The sequence below is a fragment of the Sphingobium sp. TB-6 genome (assembly GCF_012927365.1).
In the GTDB taxonomy this organism is placed as follows: domain Bacteria; phylum Pseudomonadota; class Alphaproteobacteria; order Sphingomonadales; family Sphingomonadaceae; genus Sphingobium.
Window position 1 is genome coordinate 24,697 of record NZ_JABBGL010000021.1, and the last position, 16,530, is coordinate 41,226.

The window sequence follows — 16,530 nt, forward strand, 5'->3', positions numbered from 1 at the left end:
GTTCGCGAAGTGACCCAATATTGCCTGACGAGATACAAGCGATGACCGACACCATCACCCTGCCCAACAGCCTGCGTTCGCAGCCCGACGCCTCCGGCCATTTCGGCGCCTTCGGTGGCCGCTATGTCGCTGAGACGCTGATGCCGCTCATATTGGAGCTGGAAAAGGTCTATAGGGAAGCGAAGCAGGATCCGGCCTTCGACGCCGAGTTCAGCGAATTGCTGCGCTCCTATGTCGGCCGCCCCAATCCGCTTTATTATGCAGGACGCCTGACAGAAGCGCTGCGCGCGGATGCCGAACCCGGCAAGGGCGCGAAAATCTACCTCAAGCGCGAGGAACTGAACCACACCGGCGCGCATAAGATCAACAATTGCATCGGCCAGGCGCTGCTCGCCCGCCGCATGGGCAAGAAGAAGGTCATTGCCGAAACCGGCGCCGGCCAGCATGGCGTCGCCACCGCGACCGTCGCCGCCCTGTTTGGCATGGAATGCAAGATCTTCATGGGCGCCAAGGATGTCGAACGGCAAAAGCCCAACGTCTTCCGCATGAAGCTGCTGGGCGCTGAGGTCATTCCCGTCGTTTCCGGCTCCCAGACGCTCAAGGATGCTATGAACGATGCCCTGCGCCACTGGGTGTCGAACGTCCACGACACTTTCTACATCATCGGCACGGCGGCAGGACCACACCCCTATCCCGAACTGGTCCGCGATTTCCAATCCGTGATCGGCCGGGAGGCGCGCGAGCAGATATTGGAACTCGAAGGCCGCCTGCCCGACATGCTGATCGCCCCGGTCGGCGGCGGCTCCAACGCCATCGGCCTGTTCCATCCGTTTCTTGACGATGCGGATGTGAAAATGATCGGCGTCGAAGCGGCGGGCGAAGGTCTGCAAGGCAAGCATGCCGCCTCCCTCGCGGGCGGCAAGTCGGGCATATTGCACGGCAACCGCACCTATCTGCTCCAGGACGAGGACGGCCAGATCACCGAAGCGCACAGCATTTCGGCAGGTCTCGACTATCCCGGCATCGGCCCCGAACATAGCTGGCTGCACGAAATCGGCCGCGTCCAATATATGCCGATCACCGATGATGAGGCGCTGGCCAGCTTCCAGAAGCTCTCCGCGCTCGAAGGCATCATCCCCGCGCTCGAATCCGCCCATGCGGTCGCGTCGGCGGAAAAAGTCGCGCCCACGCTGGACGCGGACCAGATCATCATCGTCAATCTCTCCGGCCGTGGTGACAAGGACATCTTCACCGCCGCCAGCGCCCTGGGTGTCGAAATATGACTGCTGACCGCCTTTCCGCCCGCTTCGCCGCCTGCAAGAGCGCAGGCCGCGCCGCCCTCGTCACCTTCGTGACGGCGGGCGACCCGACCGTGGCCGACACGCCCGCCATCCTGGACGCACTGGTCGAAGGCGGCGCCGACATCATCGAACTGGGCATGCCCTTCACCGATCCGATGGCCGACGGCCCGGCAATCGAACTGGCTAACCTGCGCAGCCTCGGCTCGGGCACCAAGACGAAGGATATCTTCGCCCTCGCCACCGCCTTCCGCGCCAAGCACCCGGAAACGCCGCTGGTCCTGATGGGCTATGCCAATCCGATGCTGGTGCGCGGTTCGCAATGGTTCGCCGACCAGTGCAAGGCCGCTGGCGTTGACGGCGTTATCTGCGTCGACGTGCCGCCGGAGGAAGATGCCGAAATCGGCCCTGCCCTGCGGTCGGCGGGCATTCACCTCATCCGCCTCGCCACCCCCACGACCGACGCAGCCCGCCTGCCCGCCGTGCTGAACGGCGCCAGCGGCTTCCTCTACCATGTCGCCGTCGCGGGCATCACCGGCAAACAGCAGGCCGCCCAAGCCGCCGTCGAACAAGCCGTCGCCAAGCTCAAGGCCGCCACCGACCTGCCCATCGCGGTGGGCTTCGGCGTGCGTTCTGCTGAGCAAGCAGCAGCTATCGGCCGCGTCGCTGACGGCGTGGTCGTGGGGTCCGCCATCATCGACATCATCGGCTCGCACGGCGATGCCGCCGCGCCCTTCGTCAAGGATTTCGTCGCGGCTCTGCGCGGCGCGCTCAACGCCAACAGCCCTCATTTCCGGGAGACCGCCGCATGAGCTGGATCAACCGCGTCCGCAAAGCCATTCCCTTCATGGCGAAGAAGGAAAGCACGGCCGAAACGCTGTGGCACAAATGCCCGTCCTGCGCCGAGATGATCTTCATCAAGGAATGGGAAGATAATCTCTCCGTCTGCCCGCGCTGCGACCATCATGGCCGTATCGGTCCGTCGGAGCGTTTCGAGCATGTCCTCGACGCCGGTTTCATCCTGCTGCCGACCCCGCATGTGCAGGAAGACCCGCTCAAATTCCGCGATTCCAAGCGCTATCCTGAACGCATCAAGGCCGCCCGCACCGCGACCGGCGATCAGGACGCGCTCATCAACGCGCGCGGCGCGATCGACGACGTGCCGCTGGTCATGGGCGTGCAGAATTTCGCCTATATGGGCGGCTCCATGGGCATGGGCGTCGGCGCCGCCTTCATCCAGGGCATCAACGAAGCCATTGCCCATAAATGCCCCTATGTGATCTTCACCGCAGCGGGCGGCGCGCGCATGCAGGAGGGTATCCTCTCCCTCATGCAGATGCCCCGCTCCACCGTGGCGATCCAGAAGCTGCACGCGGCGGGCCTGCCCTATATCGTGGTCCTCACTGACCCTACGACCGGCGGCGTCACCGCCAGCTATGCGATGCTGGGCGACGTCCAGATCGCGGAGCCCAATGCACTCATCGGTTTTGCAGGCCAGCGCGTCATCGAAAGCACGATCCGCGAAAAGCTGCCCGACGGCTTCCAGCGCGCCGAATATCTGCTGGAGCACGGCATGCTCGACATGGTCGTCCACCGCAGCGAACTGCGCGACACGCTCGCCCGCGTGATCGGCTATCTGGCGCCGCGCGCGGCCGCCTGAACCCGATCAGGAACAGAGCCGATGGCCGACCATGCCGTCTCCGACGATCCGGGCGTCCAGGCCCAGCTTGACCGCCTCGCGACCCTGTCGCCTGGCGCCGATATATTGGGCCTGGAGCGCATCACGCGCCTGCTCGATCGCCTCGGCAATCCGCACCGCGCTCTGCCGCCCGTCTTCCATGTCGCGGGCACCAACGGCAAAGGCTCGACCTGCGCCTTCCTGCGCGCCGCGCTGGAGGCGGACGGCAAGACCGTCCACGTCTTCACCTCGCCGCACCTCGTCCGCTTCAACGAGCGTATCCGCATCAGCGGCACGCTGATCTCCGACGAAGCGCTCGCCCATTATCTCTCTCGCGTCCTCGATGTGGCTGAGGGCATCGGCGCCAGCTTCTTCGAAGTCACCGCCGCGGCCGCCTTCCTCGCCTTCTCCGAACATCCAGCCGACGCCTGCATCCTCGAAGTGGGCCTGGGCGGCCGGCTCGACGCCACCAATGTCATCGAAAGGCCGGTGATCTGCGGCATCGCCCAATTGGGCATCGATCACCAAAGCTTCCTCGGCAGCACGCTTAAGGAAATCGCCGCCGAAAAGGCGGGCATCGCCAAACCCGGTGCGCCGCTGGTGACGCAGCGCTATGCCGACGCGCTCTTCCCGGTGATGCTCGACGCCGCCGCGCGCAACCGCACCCAATGGTTCGCCATGGGGGAGAGCTGGGACGCCGCCGCCTATCGCGACCGCCTCCATTATCGCGACGATCTGGGCCGCCTCGACACCCCTCTGCCGCGTCTCCCCGGCGCGCATCAGATACATAATGCCGCGCTCGCTTTCGCCATGTTGCGCCACCAGAGCGTCGTACCCGTCAGTGAAGCTGCCCTGAAGGCCGCGCCGCTCTGGGCGCATTGGCCCGGCCGTTTGCAAAGGCTCGATCACGGCCCCCTGCTGGCGCCATTGCCGGAAAGCACCGAGGCCTGGCTTGACGGGGGCCATAATGCCGGGGCGGGGGAAGCGATCAGCGCCTTCTTCACTGCCGAGCGGCTCGAAGGCCAGAAGTTGCAACTCATCATCGGCATGCTGTCGAACAAGGATTTGGACGCATATCTGATCCCCTTCGCGGGCCGGATCGCGCATATCCACACGCTGCCTGTTCCCGGTCATGATCATCACCCGCCGGAGCGATTCGCCGCCATTGCCGATCTTTGGGGCGTCCCCTGCACCGCGCATGAAGCGCCCGCAGAGGCCATTGCCGCCATCGCCGCAGGGGGCAATCCCGCGCCCAAGCTGCTGATTGCGGGTTCGCTCTATCTGGCAGGAGAGATTTTGCGGCTGAATGGGCAATATCCCGACTGAATTGTCTTGCGATTGACTCGCAATAGCGTACCTTCGCCTTCCAACGACAAGGCAGAAGGTACGAACGCATGGCCATTGGAGAGCCCTCCTCCCTCGATCAGCCCCGTCCGCTCCCCGGCGGCTATGGCAACCGGCTGTTCCTTTATGTCATGCGCCGCATGGCCACGGCGGGCGTCAACGACGCTCATGCCGCCAACGCCATGCTCGGCGCCTTCGGCCGCAGCTATCGCCGTCCGCTGGTGCTGATGCGCGCCATGATGCTGGAACTGGTCCGCACCTCCAGTCGCAAGATATTGATCGCGCCCTGCTGCTGCTCGCGCATGACGACGGACGAAGCGCTGATGATGCAGGCGATCGGCGGCGCCCTGCACTGCCCGCGCGCCGCCTTTGACAATGTGGCGACCTTGCTCGGCAACGATCACGCCCTTGGCGCGCTCACCTGCCTCCAAGCCGTGGCGCAGGCCCATAATGACCTTGGCCGCCCGCTCGATCTCTACTCGGCGGGCTGAACCTCTGCCGCGCTGCCGACGCTGGCGTCAATCAGGCCCGCCCGCATCATCAGCCAGAACAGGATGATGCCCGGCAAGGAGATCACGGTGGTCAGCAGGTAGAAATCGACATAGCCGAAGCGCTCGATCATCACGCCCGCCGTGGTGCCGGTCAGGAACCGCCCGACGATGCTCGCCGCCGCCGAAATCAGCGCATATTGCGCGGCGGTAAAGCGCAGGTCGCACAGCGCTGAGAAATAGGCGACCACCGTCACGCCACCGATGCCGCTGGCGAAATTCTCAAAACCAATGGCGCCCGCCATGCCCCAATTGCTTTTCCCCAGAGCGGCGAGCAGCGCAAAGCTGAAATTGGACACACCCATCAGCAGCAGGCTGACCAGCACCGACCGCTTCATCCCCATCCGCGCATAGAGGATGCCGCCCACGAAAATGCCGATCAAATAGGCCCAGAAGCCGATCCCCACGTCATAAATGGCGATCTCGTCATTGGTGTAGCCCATATCGTCGAACAGTAGGCGAAAGGTCAGATTGGCGAGCGTGTCCCCGATCTTGTGCAGCAGGATGAACAGCAGCACCAACCAAGCCCCGCGCCGCCGGAAAAACTCGACCAACGGCCCGGCGATCGACTGCCACACCTCACCGAAACCCCGCCGCGTCGTCGGCTCCCGATGCCGCTCCGGCTCGCCCAGAACCAGTCCCGTCAGCATTGCGGGCAGCGCAAAAACCGCGCAGGCGAAATAAGCCCCATGCCACCCGATCCGCGCCGCCAGCACCAGCGCCAGCGCTCCCGCCGCGACCGACCCGATCCGCCAGCCATATTGCGACATGCCGGAGCCGACGCCCAGTTGCTCGGGCTTCAAGGTCTCGATCCGATAGGCGTCGATCACGATGTCGAAGGTCGCTCCAGCCACCCCGACCAATATTGCCGCATAAGCCGTCTGCAACAGGCCGGTCGTCGGTTCGACCAGCGCCAGATTGGCCACCGCCGCCATCACGAGCAGCCCGGCGACAAGCAGCCAGCTCACCCGCTGCCCCAACCGCCCGATGACCGGCAAGCGAACGCCATCGACCACCCAGGCCCACAGCCATTTGAGATTATAGACGAGGAAAGCGAGTGTGAACGCGGTCACCGCCTTCTTATCGATCCCGTCCTGCGCCAGTCGCGTCGTCAGCGTCGCGCCGATCATCGCATAGGGAAAGCCCGACGAAATCCCGAGAAAAAAGGCTCCCAAAGGCGCCTTCTGAACATAGGGCTTCACCGCATCCAGCCAGCTTGCCGAACCCTTTGCGATCTCAGTCATAAATGCGGTGCGCCCCGATGGTTCTTGTCGAAATCCACCATATGGCCAAACACTGCCGAAACAACCCCGCCCAATGCTTCTCGCTTGAAAGGAGAGGGACAGGAAGCCTGGCTGGCCCCATCAATCAGGCCAAGTGGATGAAACCAACTTCACCCGAAATCCTCAAACAGATGCAGCCCCTCCGGGAAACGCGGCAATGCCTTCCCCCGCAACAACGCATCCAACACATCGATAGCCGCCAGCAAGTCCCGCGGCGCATAGGGCTTTGCGAGGCAGCCCAAAGCCATTTCGCGCGCATCGACCGGACAAGCGCCCGTCACGAACAGCACCGCCACGCCCCGGCCCGTAGCAAAACGCGCCAGATCGATCCCGGTCTTCTGACCATGCAGCATCACATCCGCGATCACCAGATCGACGTTTTCTTCCTGAATCACGCTGACGGCATGGGCATATTCATCGACGGTCGCGGCCACGCGATAACCGGCCATCTCCAGCACATGCTCATTGTCGAAGGCCACCAGCGGCTCATCTTCGACCACCAGCACGCTCCGAATGGCCTTGCGCCGCCTTTGCGCTCCGGCTTCCCCTTTTACCAGCCCGAAAAACATTTGCCGATCTGCCCCATTTGCGCCATTCAGCCGACCAACGTGCAACGCCCTAAGCGGTTTCTTATCGTCCCGGCGCATAGGCGCAAGGACAGCACTATTCGTCAATTTCCTGGCTTTGCCGATATGGGAATGCCACCCCGTTTTGAAAAGGAACTCTTCCGTGGAACCGCCGAAAAAATCTGGACCGCCACGCCGGTCGGGGCCCGGCGGTCCCAAGCGCCCCACAGGCGCCAAGCCCAGCCCCGGATCACGCCCGGCCCGCCCGCCATTCAAAAAGGCGAAAACTGCACCCGCCAAGCCCGCAAACCCGCACCCGGCCCGGGCCGCAGCCGTCGCCAGCGGCAAGAACGAACCGCAGCGTATCGCGAAACTCCTCGCCCGCGCAGGCATCGCGTCGCGCCGCGAGATCGAGCGGATGATCGAGGAAGGCCGCGTCACGCTGAACGGTGAAGCCGTCACCACCCCGGCCACCCTGCTCACCTCGCTTCATGGCATAACGGTCGACGGCAACCCCGTCGCCGCGCCAGCCCCCACGCGCCTGTTCCTTTTCCACAAGCCGTCGGGCCTCCTGACGACCGAACGCGACCCGCGTGGCCGTCCGACCATTTACGACAAGCTGCCCGCCGACCTGCCGCGCCTCATGCCGATCGGCCGGCTCGACATGACGACCGAGGGACTGCTGCTGCTCACCACCGACGGCGAGTTCAAGCGGGAGATGGAACTCCCCTCCACCGGCGTCCCGCGCACTTATCGCGCCCGCGCCTTTGGCGAGGTGAGCCAGAACCAACTCGAAGACCTGTTCGAAGGCATAGAAATAGAGGGCATCCGCTACGGTCAGATCGAGGCCAATCTGGAACGCCGCACCGGCCGCAACCAGTGGATCGAAATGACGCTGACCGAAGGCAAGAATCGCGAAGTCCGCCGCGTCCTGGAACATCTGGGCCTTCAGGTGAACCGCCTGATCCGCACCAGCTACGGTCCCTTCCATCTGGGCGAACTGGCCTCCGGCGCGGTCGAGGAAGTGCGCCAGCATGATCTCATCCTCTTCCGCAAGAGCCTGAAGGCGCCGAAATGAGGATCATCGCGGGCCAATGGCGCGGCCGTCCGCTGGCCGCTCCCAAGGGAGACGCCACCCGCCCGACAGCGGACCGAACCCGAGAAACCCTTTTCTCCATGCTGCTGAGCCGCATCGGCTCCTTCGAGGGGCTTGGCGTCGGCGATTTCTTCGCAGGCTCCGGCGCGCTCGGTTTCGAAGCTCTGTCGCGCGGTGCGGCGAGCTGCATCTTCGTGGAACAGGACCGCTCCGCCCTCGACGCGATCCGGGCCAATGGCGACAAGCTCGGCATCCGCCCAGACGTCCGCCAAAGCAGCGTCCTGGCTCTCGGCCCCGCAGCCAAGCCGCTGGACCTCATCTTCATGGACCCGCCCTATAATAGCGGCGCGGGATCGGTGGCCCTCGACAAGCTGAGCCGCCTCGGCTGGACCGGCCCCGCCACCTGGATCAGCATAGAAACGGACCGCCGCGAGGACGTAGAGGTCAAGGGCTTCACTATCGAAGCCACCCGCGACATCGGCAAAGCGCGTTTGACCCTGCTACGGGCGGAAGCCTGAACTCCCCGTGGGGGAGAGGGTTGGGGAGAGGGGCTGCGCAACGCCTCCCCACTCCCGACGCCCATCAAGCCGCTTCGGCATCCTCATAAGCCTGCGATTCCTTGCCGATCAGGATATTCGCGAGGAACCAATAGGCCTGCCCCCAGGCATTCAGCACGGCGTCCGTGGCGACATCCGCGCCCAGCACATCCCGAATTGCCGGCAGCAGCGCCTCGGCCACCTTGGGATAATGCTCCGCCTTCACGCCGGTTTCGACATGCCGCTGCACCATCCGCGCAACCGCGCCGTCCAGCGCCTGCAACTTGTCGATATTCTCGGCATAGCCCAGGATCGCCGCCGCCAGCCGCTTGGGCTGCTCGCCGCTTTCCTGCGCGGCCTGGTCGAACATGTCCTTGATCGATGCATCCTGAAACAGCCGCGCATACATGGCCGTCGTGATTTCTACCCCATGCTTCCGCAGAGCGGGGGCGGTAGCCTTGACGATGGCGATGGTGTCGGCGGTCAACTGGGTCATGAATGCACCTTTGCTTGGAGAATCGGTAAAGGTGCATTTACGTTGCATCTTTTAAGATGTAAATAGAATGAATGTTTGAAAAGCGCGATCACTCTCATTACCGCCAGCAGCCATGCAACTGACCCGCCACACCGACTATGCCCTGCGCGTCCTCATCCACCTCGCGGTGACGCCTGCGGGCCGCACGACGATTCCCGAAATCGCGGATGCTTATGGCCTGTCCCGCAACCATCTGATGAAGGTTGTGCATCATCTTGGCCAAGGCGGTTTTCTGGATACGCAGCGCGGGCGCGGCGGGGGCTTCGCTCTTGCCCGCCCGGCCGAGAAGATCCGATTGGGCGAAGTCATCCGCCACACCGAACCCGACATGAACATGGCGGATTGCGGCTCCTGCGCCATCCGCCCGGCCTGCGGCCTGTCCGGCATATTGAAGGCGGCCACCGCCGCCTTTCTCACCGTGCTCGACCAGCACAGCCTGGCCGATGCCGCACGGGACCGGGCCGGGCTGGCGGCGCTCATCGCCGCATTGCCTGGCCCGGTTGCCGTCACCGACGCCTGCGCATAGATTTGGGCGCTTCGCTCGGATTGATACAGCTATCCTGCACGGTCGTGCTGCACAGCGGATAATCTTTCTGCCCGGTCGGCGGTGGCGTCATGTTGCCGCCCACCGTAGCGGGATTGGCAGAGGTTCCCACGGGCGCCGACGGGTCGCGTGGCACACCGGCGGGTGCAGGCTGCATCCCCGTATCCGGCGGCACCGCTCCCGTCGGCTGCCCCGCATTCGGATCCGCGCCTGCAGGCGGTGCGGCTGGCGTAGCCGGCGTGGCGGGAGCGGTCCCCGGATCGGCAGGCGTGGCGGGTGTCGCGGGCATCGCCCCCTGTTCCGGAGGAGGCGCGGTATCGGCAGCGGGCGGCTGCGAGGCTGGCACGTCCTGCGCTACCGCAATTCCGGCAACGCCGGCAACGCCGGCGCCGAAGGCCAAAATGGCCGCACCTGCCAAGAGGATCGATTTCATCGGGATCATCCTTTCCTTGTTCTTCACCCCGTTTTGCCGCTGGGGTCCGGAAAAGAAGCGGACATGTACCGTCTACGTTCCGGCCACGGCGACGAACCGTGGCGCATGCGCCGCCAGATGATCCCTCATGCTTTGGGCTCTCAGGCTTCGGTCACTCTTGGGGATAGCGCTCGAACCTGGGCAATTCATGCGCGGCCGCCATCCACGGAGCCGCCTCGGCAAACTGCACATGAATGGCGGGAGGAAGAGCGGCTTGATCGTCCAGCGTCCCCGTCTGGATATCGACCATCCCCGGAAACACCACGGCATTGCGATAGAAAAGCCCCGACCCGCATGTCCCGCAAAATTCCCGCGTCACATTGTCGGATGACCGATAGGCCACCGGCTCACCCGTCACCGTCACCATATTTTCGGGAAACAACGCCCAGCCCACCATAGGCGCTCCGGCGCTTTTCCGGCAGTCGGAACAATGGCAGAGCGCGCTATAGGCTGGCTCCCCCTGCGCTTCATAGCGGATCGCCCCGCATTGGCACCCTCCAGAAACCATGGCCTTTCTCCTTGCATGATTCGCCTTTTGTTCTCATAGAAGAAACGGCAGCGCAAGGCCACTCACCCTTGCCGCCTCCCGCCCAGCATCCTAGTTGATAGCCCATGACCCTGCCCGCTCCCTCGCCCGACGATCCCCCCTATCTCAAGGATCTCAACGAACCGCAGCGGGAAGCCGTGCTCACCACCGAAGGGTCGGTGCTGGTCCTCGCGGGCGCCGGCACGGGCAAGACCGCCGCCCTCACCGCGCGTCTGGCCCATCTGATCGCCACGCGCCGCGCCTATCCTTCCGAAATCCTCGCCGTCACCTTCACCAACAAGGCGGCGCGAGAGATGCGGGAGCGCGTAGGCCGCATGATCGGCCCGGCGGTGGAAGGCATGCCCTGGCTCGGCACGTTCCACGCCATCGCCGCCAAGATGCTGCGCCGCCATGCCGAACTGGTCGGCCTGCAATCCAATTTCACCATCCTCGATACCGACGACCAGCTTCGCCTGATGAAGCAGCTCATTCAGGCCGAAGGAATCGACGAAAAGCGCTGGCCCGCCCGCCAATTGGGCGGCCTCATCGACCAGTGGAAGAATAAGGGTCTGACGCCCGAGGAAATCGGCGCGGGTGAAAGCGAAGCCTATGCCAATGGCCGTGGGCAGAAGCTCTACGCCGCTTACCAGGCGCGCCTACGCGATGTAAATGCTTGCGATTTCGGTGACTTGCTGCTGCATGTTCTGACGATATTGAAGCGCCATCGGGACGTTCTGGAAAGCTATCAACAGCGCTTCCGCTACATCATGGTGGACGAATATCAGGACACGAACAGCAGCCAATATCTCTGGCTCCGCCTGCTCGCCCAGACGCGCAAGAATATCTGCTGCGTGGGCGATGACGACCAGTCCATCTATAGCTGGCGCGGCGCGGAAGTGGCCAATATCCTTCGCTTCGAAAAGGATTTTCCGGGCGCGAAGATCGTCCGCCTGGAGCAGAATTACCGCTCGACCCCGCACATCCTAGGCGCCGCCTCCGGCGTGATCGCGGAAAATGGCAACCGGCTCGGCAAGACACTCTGGACCGATATCGACGTGGGCGAGAAGGTCCGCGTCATCGGCGTGTGGGACGGTCCGGAGGAAGCCCGGCGCGTCGGTGACGAAATCGAGTCGATCGAGCGCAGCGGGCAATCGCTGGACGAAGTCTCCATCCTCGTCCGCGCCCAGCACCAGACCCGCGAGTTCGAAGACCGCTTCATCCAGATCGGCCTGCCCTATCGCATCGTCGGCGGCTTCCGCTTCTACGAACGCGCCGAAATCCGCGATGCGCTCGCCTATCTGCGCCTCGTCAACCAGCCCGCCGACGACCTCGCCTTCGAGCGGATCGTCAACGTCCCCAAGCGTGGATTGGGCGACAAGGCGGTGGAAAAGCTCCATCGACTCGCCCGTGCCGAGGGCATTCCGCTGGCCCTCGCCGCCGCCCGCATCCTCGACACCGACGAAATGACCCCGCAGGCCCGCCGGTCGCTGGGCGCGTTCATCGGAGATCTCGCCCGCTGGCGCGATCGCGCGGTGCAGCTTCCCCATGCAGAACTCGCCCGGCAGATATTGGACGAAAGCGGCTACACCGCCATGCTCCAGGCCGAACGCACCACCGAAAGCGCGGGGCGCCTGGAAAACCTCAACGAACTCACCCGCGCCATGGAGGAATATGAGACGCTGGGCGCGTTCCTTGAGCATGTCTCGCTGGTCATGGACAATGAAGCGCAGGCTGACGAGCGCAAGATCACGATCATGACCATCCACGCCGCCAAGGGGCTGGAGTTCGACACCGTGTTCCTCGCCGGTTGGGAAGAAGGCATTTTCCCCTCCCAGCGCGCCCTCGACGAAGGCGGCCTTAATTCGTTGGAGGAGGAACGCCGCCTCGCCTATGTCGCGATCACGCGGGCGCGGAAGCTGTGCCTCATCCTCCATGCCGCCAACCGCCGCATCTACGGCCAGTGGACCAGCTCCATCCCTTCGCGCTTTGTCGGAGAACTGCCGCCCGAACATGTGGAGGAGGAGAGCAGCCTGTCGGGTGGCGCCTCGCTCTGGCGCGCCAACTGGTCGGAACGGGCCGATCCCTTCGCCAATGTCCAGCGCGGCACCGGCAGAGGCCCAGGCTGGCAACGCGCGCAACAAAGCGGCCAGTTCGTCAAGGAACCCGTCCGGATCGTGGAAGCCCGCGCCTCCGCCGTCTCGCTGGGCAATAAAGGCCGCGACGACATGAGCCTAGGCCTGCGCGTCTTCCACCAGAAATTCGGCTACGGCACGGTCGCGGAGATCGAAGGCAATAAGCTGGAGATCGACTTCGAAACCGCGGGACGGAAGCGCGTCATGGACAGCTTCGTCCAACCGGCCTGACCAACCATCCCGGCCCTTCTTCAACGCTTTCTTGAAAAGAAGAGCGAGAAGCCTGCTTTGGGTGGAAGGCGAACTTTCAGTTTCCGTTCGCCCTGAGCTTGTCGAAGGGTCTTGCTGAGCGAAGGCGAAGCATGGGAGCCTCACTCCGCTCGGCTGAGGGCTTCGACTTGCCGAAGGCAAGTTTATCCTGAGCGCCTGCGTTGGCAGGCAGACGAAGGGCTCAGCCCGAACGGATCTCTCTCGTCAGCAATTGACCAAAACCAAACAAAAAAAGGGGAGGCCGATGCCTCCCCTTCCCGTCCGCTTAGTAGCGGTAATGATCCGGCTTGAACGGGCCTTCGGCCGACACGCCGATATAGGCGGCCTGCTTGGGGGTCAGCTTGGACAGCTTCACGCCCAGCTTTTCCAGGTGAAGCGCGGCGACCTTCTCGTCCAGATGCTTGGGCAGCACATAGACCTCGTTCTTGTAGGTGTCCGCCTTGGTCCACAGTTCGATCTGCGCCAGCACCTGGTTGGTGAAGGAGGAGGACATCACAAAGCTGGGATGGCCGGTGGCGCAACCCAGATTGACCAGGCGGCCCTTCGCCAGAACGATGATCTTCTTGCCGTCGGGGAACTGAACCTCGTCCACCTGCGGCTTGATCTCGGTCCATGCCATGTTGTTGAGGCCGGCAATCTCGATCTCGCTGTCGAAATGGCCGATGTTGCAGACGATCGCCATATTCTTCATCGCGCGCATGTGGTCAACGGTGATGACGGCTTCGTTGCCGGTCGCGGTGACGAAGATGTCGGCGCGGGTGGCCGCCTCTTCCATCGTCACGACTTCATAGCCTTCCATCGCGGCCTGAAGCGCACAGATCGGATCAACCTCCGTCACCAGCACGCGGGCGCCGCCATTGCGCAGCGACGCGGCCGAACCCTTGCCGACGTCACCGAACCCGGCGACGCAGGCGACCTTGCCGGCCAGCATGACGTCGGTGGCGCGGCGGATGGCGTCGACCAGCGATTCCTTGCAGCCGTAGAGATTGTCGAACTTCGACTTGGTAACGCTGTCGTTGACGTTGATCGCCGGGAAGGGGAGCTTGCCCTTCTTCGCCAGCTCATAGAGGCGGTGGACGCCGGTGGTGGTCTCTTCCGACACGCCCTTGATCGCGGCGACGGTCTGGGTCAGATAGCCCGGACGTTCGGCCAGGAAACGCTTCAGCGTCGCGACGAAGATTTCCTCTTCCTCATTGCCGGGGGTGAACAGTTCTTCCCCGGCCTCGACGCGGGCGCCCCACAGCGCGAACATGGTGGCGTCGCCGCCATCGTCCAGGATCATGTTGCAGACCGTGTCACCCCAGTCGAAGATGCGGATGACATAGTCCCAATATTCTTCCAGCGTCTCGCCCTTAACGGCGAAAACGGGGATGCCGCTCGCAGCGATGGCGGCGGCGGCGTGATCCTGGGTCGAAAAGATGTTGCACGAGGCCCAGCGGATCTCGGCGCCCAGCTCGGCCAGCGTCTCGATCAGCACGGCGGTCTGGATCGTCATGTGCAGCGAGCCGGTGATGCGCGCGCCCTTGAGCGGCTTCGATGCGCCGAATTCGGCGCGCAGGGCCATCAGACCCGGCATTTCGGTTTCTGCGATCTCGATTTCCTTGCGGCCGAAAGCGGCAAGGCCGATGTCGCGGATCACATAATCCTGCGCCTGGGTGGCGGGTGCAGTGGCCACGAGCCTGTCTCCATATCTTCAAGATTGAGGCGACCGCTCGAACGAACGAACGGCAGCGATGGGCTGGGCTTTACCAATCGCCGCCGTTCAAGGCAACTCCATATAAAGTTTTCTTTATGTCTTAATCCGCAGGGCTCCGCGATGCGACCTTCATCGGCTCATTATCTGCAAATTTGTCGGATTTCTGCATCTTGCCCGCCATCGCCGTCACGATGTCACAGCGCGCACCCGACAGATGCGGGCCGATTGCCGCCGCATCGGCCAGTTCCAGCAGGGCCGACCGGCTGGGCGGCAAGGCGTTGGCCGCGTCGGTGATCGACTGAAGATCGCGGCAGGCCAGCCCGTCGGCGCCCGCGCCATAGATATTGGCAAGGCCCGTGACATAATTATCATAGGCTCCCAAGGCGCCGACCGGCCCGGCGACCGAGCGGAAATGCTCGCGCAGCTCATCATTCACCTGCGTCAGCGTCTCCCGCTTTTCGCGGATGAAGCGGTTGTAGCTGGCCAGGAAATCATTCCCCGTCCCCCGGCATCGCAGCGCCGATACCATCAGCATCATCTCGAAATCGCGGATTTGCGCTGCTTCGACGGCGGTCTGCTTCCAGCAGGTCGCGGCTGTCGCCGGCGCAAGCGGCATCGTCGCGGCAAGCGCCGCTGCGATCAATTTCCTCATGGTTTGAACCCCCGTCCAATTGCCCGAGGATCAGGGTGCGCCCGTCCGGTTGCCGGAATCTCAACGGCAAAGGTTAGCCATATTTTACCGTAAATGGTTCAGTTACGTTGGGGAAATAAGCCGCCCGCGCGGCCATGCCTTACGAATGCGTATCGAAGCCCGGATCAGGCCGACCCCGCGCCGCTGACCAGATGGGAGGCATCGACTCCGGCGGCGGCATAGGCGGCCGACCATTTTCGCGTCGCGGGCACATCGAACAAAAGCCCGGCGGTGCACGTCGTCGGAAACCAGCTTTCGCCGCTCATTTCCTCGTCGAGCTGCCCCGCACCCCATCCGGCATAGCCCAGCGCGACCAGATAGCGACTCGGCCCCCTGCCTTCCGCAATGGCTTTCAGGATTTCCAGCGAACCGGACAGACCCCAGCCCTCCCCCACTTCGACCATGTCATGGCCGGTCCAGTCGAGCGAATGCAGCACGAAGCCGCGACGCGGCTCGACCGGCCCTCCGCGCAGCACGGGCATGTCCGCAACGTCGCCCGGCTCGATGTCGAAGCTCTCCAGCAGGTCATGCAGGGTGACGCCGTCAATCTCATCACTGACGGCGATACCCAGCGCGCCATTTGCGTCATGCACGCACATGGCGATGACGGAATGATCGAAACGCATATCCTCCATGCCCGGCAGGGCGAGGAGAAACTGTCCGGCATAAGAACGCGCGCTGGTCATCGGACGACTATACGCCCGTTGACGTCTTTGCCAATGGCGGGCTGTCGCTTGAGAGAGGCGGCGCGCCATATTCCATGCCTCCCTCTTGACAGAAGGGGTGGCAAGGCCAACGTGCCGCGCATCCCAAATAGGCCAGGAGACCGAAGATGACCATTTCGAAGGGCGATCGCATCCCCAGCACCACTTTCGTGAAGATGACCGAAAACGGCCCGGAACAGGTCGCTTCGGACGAATATTTCGCGGGCCGCACGGTCGCGCTTTTCTCCGTGCCGGGAGCCTTCACGCCCACCTGTTCGGCGCGCCATCTGCCCGGTTTCGTCGACAAGGCGGAAGAATTGAAGGGCAAGGGCGTCGACGAGATCGCCTGCACCGCCGTCAACGACGCCTTCGTCATGGGCGCCTGGAGCAAGTCCGCCAACGCCGATGGCAAGGTGACGATGCTGGCCGACGGCAATGCCGATTTCGCGCAGGCGGTGGGCCTCACGATGGACGGCAGCAAGTTCGGCATGGGCACGCGCGGCCAGCGTTTCTCGATGATCGTCAAGGATGGCGTGGTCAGCGAACTGAACGTCGAAGCGCCGGGCGACTTCAAGGTGTCGTCGGCGGAATATCTGCTGGAACAGATCTGA

The 16,530-nt window shown here is 63.7% G+C and carries 18 protein-coding genes; 10 read left to right on the forward strand and 8 right to left on the reverse strand.

Features of this window, described 5'->3' with window-relative positions; genetic code table 11:
* Positions 1-41 precede the first annotated feature (41 nt).
* From trpB to HHL26_RS20325, 5 genes are all read left to right on the forward strand, one after another.
* Positions 42-1,283 (forward strand): tryptophan synthase subunit beta, encoded by a 1,242-nt coding sequence (gene trpB, locus HHL26_RS20305; RefSeq protein ID WP_066557738.1) that lies wholly within the window; start codon positions 42-44, stop codon positions 1,281-1,283.
* Positions 1,280-2,110, forward strand: a complete 831-nt coding sequence (trpA, locus tag HHL26_RS20310; protein WP_066557740.1) for a tryptophan synthase subunit alpha — start codon at positions 1,280-1,282, stop codon at positions 2,108-2,110. The genes trpB and trpA overlap by 4 nt, the downstream gene beginning before the upstream one ends.
* Entirely contained in the window at positions 2,107-2,958 is an 852-nt protein-coding gene (gene accD, locus HHL26_RS20315; protein WP_066557742.1) for an acetyl-CoA carboxylase, carboxyltransferase subunit beta, read from the forward strand. The genes trpA and accD overlap by 4 nt, the downstream gene beginning before the upstream one ends.
* 21 nt (positions 2,959-2,979) lie before the next feature.
* Complete coding sequence (locus tag HHL26_RS20320; RefSeq protein WP_066557748.1) at positions 2,980-4,302, forward strand: folylpolyglutamate synthase/dihydrofolate synthase family protein; 1,323 nt, start codon at positions 2,980-2,982, stop codon at positions 4,300-4,302.
* Positions 4,303-4,370: 68 nt separating this feature from the next.
* A complete protein-coding gene (locus HHL26_RS20325; RefSeq protein ID WP_066557751.1) occupies positions 4,371-4,811 on the forward strand; it encodes a DUF6628 family protein in 441 nt (146 codons plus the stop codon).
* On the opposite strand, the gene HHL26_RS20330 is transcribed toward HHL26_RS20325, so the two are convergent.
* Both HHL26_RS20330 and HHL26_RS20335 read right to left on the reverse strand, forming a co-directional pair.
* Entirely contained in the window at positions 4,796-6,112 is a 1,317-nt protein-coding gene (locus HHL26_RS20330) for an MFS transporter (protein ID WP_066557753.1), read from the reverse strand. The two genes, HHL26_RS20325 and HHL26_RS20330, sit on opposite strands and share 16 nt — an antisense overlap.
* 149 nt (positions 6,113-6,261) lie before the next feature.
* Entirely contained in the window at positions 6,262-6,720 is a 459-nt protein-coding gene (locus HHL26_RS20335) for a response regulator (protein ID WP_066557759.1), read from the reverse strand.
* Between the two features lie 160 nt (positions 6,721-6,880).
* Between HHL26_RS20335 and HHL26_RS20340 the strand changes: the two genes are divergently transcribed.
* On the forward strand, positions 6,881-7,795 hold the full coding sequence (locus tag HHL26_RS20340; RefSeq protein ID WP_066557761.1) for a pseudouridine synthase: 915 nt from the start codon (positions 6,881-6,883) through the stop codon (positions 7,793-7,795).
* Entirely contained in the window at positions 7,792-8,331 is a 540-nt protein-coding gene (gene rsmD / locus HHL26_RS20345) for a 16S rRNA (guanine(966)-N(2))-methyltransferase RsmD (RefSeq protein ID WP_066557763.1), read from the forward strand. Before HHL26_RS20340 ends, rsmD begins: the two co-directional genes overlap by 4 nt.
* Before the next feature lie 64 nt (positions 8,332-8,395).
* Here the strand turns inward: rsmD and HHL26_RS20350 are convergent, their stop codons facing one another.
* Complete coding sequence (locus HHL26_RS20350) at positions 8,396-8,845, reverse strand: globin domain-containing protein (RefSeq protein ID WP_066557764.1); 450 nt, start codon at positions 8,843-8,845, stop codon at positions 8,396-8,398.
* A gap of 112 nt (positions 8,846-8,957) precedes the next feature.
* Here HHL26_RS20350 and HHL26_RS20355 point away from each other — a divergent pair, with 112 nt between their 5' ends.
* A complete protein-coding gene (locus HHL26_RS20355; RefSeq protein WP_066557766.1) occupies positions 8,958-9,410 on the forward strand; it encodes an Rrf2 family transcriptional regulator in 453 nt (150 codons plus the stop codon).
* Here the strand turns inward: HHL26_RS20355 and HHL26_RS20360 are convergent.
* Complete coding sequence (locus tag HHL26_RS20360; RefSeq protein ID WP_066561745.1) at positions 9,391-9,861, reverse strand: Fe-S oxidoreductase; 471 nt, start codon at positions 9,859-9,861, stop codon at positions 9,391-9,393. The genes HHL26_RS20355 and HHL26_RS20360 overlap by 20 nt on opposite strands.
* A gap of 151 nt (positions 9,862-10,012) precedes the next feature.
* Positions 10,013-10,408 (reverse strand): GFA family protein, encoded by a 396-nt coding sequence (locus HHL26_RS20365; protein WP_066557769.1) that lies wholly within the window; start codon positions 10,406-10,408, stop codon positions 10,013-10,015.
* A 104-nt stretch (positions 10,409-10,512) separates the two neighbouring features.
* Here HHL26_RS20365 and HHL26_RS20370 point away from each other — a divergent pair, with 104 nt between their 5' ends.
* Positions 10,513-12,789, forward strand: a complete 2,277-nt coding sequence (locus HHL26_RS20370) for a UvrD-helicase domain-containing protein (RefSeq protein ID WP_066557771.1) — start codon at positions 10,513-10,515, stop codon at positions 12,787-12,789.
* 304 nt (positions 12,790-13,093) lie between these two features.
* Here the strand turns inward: HHL26_RS20370 and ahcY are convergent, their stop codons facing one another.
* From ahcY to HHL26_RS20385, 3 genes are all read right to left on the reverse strand, one after another.
* A complete protein-coding gene (gene ahcY, locus HHL26_RS20375) occupies positions 13,094-14,503 on the reverse strand; it encodes an adenosylhomocysteinase (protein WP_066557772.1) in 1,410 nt (469 codons plus the stop codon).
* Between the two features lie 121 nt (positions 14,504-14,624).
* Positions 14,625-15,176, reverse strand: coding sequence for a hypothetical protein (locus tag HHL26_RS20380; protein WP_197672711.1), 552 nt, complete (start codon positions 15,174-15,176; stop codon positions 14,625-14,627).
* 164 nt (positions 15,177-15,340) lie between these two features.
* Positions 15,341-15,901: a YqgE/AlgH family protein gene (locus HHL26_RS20385; RefSeq protein WP_066557775.1), complete on the reverse strand. Its 561-nt coding sequence runs from the start codon at positions 15,899-15,901 to the stop codon at positions 15,341-15,343.
* A gap of 146 nt (positions 15,902-16,047) precedes the next feature.
* Between HHL26_RS20385 and HHL26_RS20390 the strand changes: the two genes are divergently transcribed.
* Positions 16,048-16,530: a peroxiredoxin gene (locus tag HHL26_RS20390; RefSeq protein WP_066557778.1), complete on the forward strand. Its 483-nt coding sequence runs from the start codon at positions 16,048-16,050 to the stop codon at positions 16,528-16,530.

Excerpts from the sequence above, each read along its gene's own strand:
- trpB (WP_066557738.1), top strand. The coding sequence starts at position 42 with ATGACCGACACCATCACCCTGCCCAACAGCCTGCGTTCGCAGCCCGAC.
- trpA (WP_066557740.1), top strand. The coding sequence starts at position 1,280 with ATGACTGCTGACCGCCTTTCCGCCCGCTTCGCCGCCTGCAAGAGCGCA.
- accD (WP_066557742.1), top strand. The coding sequence starts at position 2,107 with ATGAGCTGGATCAACCGCGTCCGCAAAGCCATTCCCTTCATGGCGAAG.
- HHL26_RS20320 (WP_066557748.1), top strand. The coding sequence starts at position 2,980 with ATGGCCGACCATGCCGTCTCCGACGATCCGGGCGTCCAGGCCCAGCTT.
- HHL26_RS20325 (WP_066557751.1), top strand. The coding sequence starts at position 4,371 with ATGGCCATTGGAGAGCCCTCCTCCCTCGATCAGCCCCGTCCGCTCCCC.
- HHL26_RS20330 (WP_066557753.1), bottom strand. The coding sequence starts at position 6,112 with ATGACTGAGATCGCAAAGGGTTCGGCAAGCTGGCTGGATGCGGTGAAG.
- HHL26_RS20335 (WP_066557759.1), bottom strand. The coding sequence starts at position 6,720 with ATGTTTTTCGGGCTGGTAAAAGGGGAAGCCGGAGCGCAAAGGCGGCGC.
- rsmD (WP_066557763.1), top strand. The coding sequence starts at position 7,792 with ATGAGGATCATCGCGGGCCAATGGCGCGGCCGTCCGCTGGCCGCTCCC.
- HHL26_RS20350 (WP_066557764.1), bottom strand. The coding sequence starts at position 8,845 with ATGACCCAGTTGACCGCCGACACCATCGCCATCGTCAAGGCTACCGCC.
- HHL26_RS20355 (WP_066557766.1), top strand. The coding sequence starts at position 8,958 with ATGCAACTGACCCGCCACACCGACTATGCCCTGCGCGTCCTCATCCAC.
- HHL26_RS20360 (WP_066561745.1), bottom strand. The coding sequence starts at position 9,861 with ATGAAATCGATCCTCTTGGCAGGTGCGGCCATTTTGGCCTTCGGCGCC.
- HHL26_RS20365 (WP_066557769.1), bottom strand. The coding sequence starts at position 10,408 with ATGGTTTCTGGAGGGTGCCAATGCGGGGCGATCCGCTATGAAGCGCAG.
- HHL26_RS20370 (WP_066557771.1), top strand. The coding sequence starts at position 10,513 with ATGACCCTGCCCGCTCCCTCGCCCGACGATCCCCCCTATCTCAAGGAT.
- HHL26_RS20380 (WP_197672711.1), bottom strand. The coding sequence starts at position 15,176 with ATGAGGAAATTGATCGCAGCGGCGCTTGCCGCGACGATGCCGCTTGCG.
- HHL26_RS20385 (WP_066557775.1), bottom strand. The coding sequence starts at position 15,901 with ATGACCAGCGCGCGTTCTTATGCCGGACAGTTTCTCCTCGCCCTGCCG.
- HHL26_RS20390 (WP_066557778.1), top strand. The coding sequence starts at position 16,048 with ATGACCATTTCGAAGGGCGATCGCATCCCCAGCACCACTTTCGTGAAG.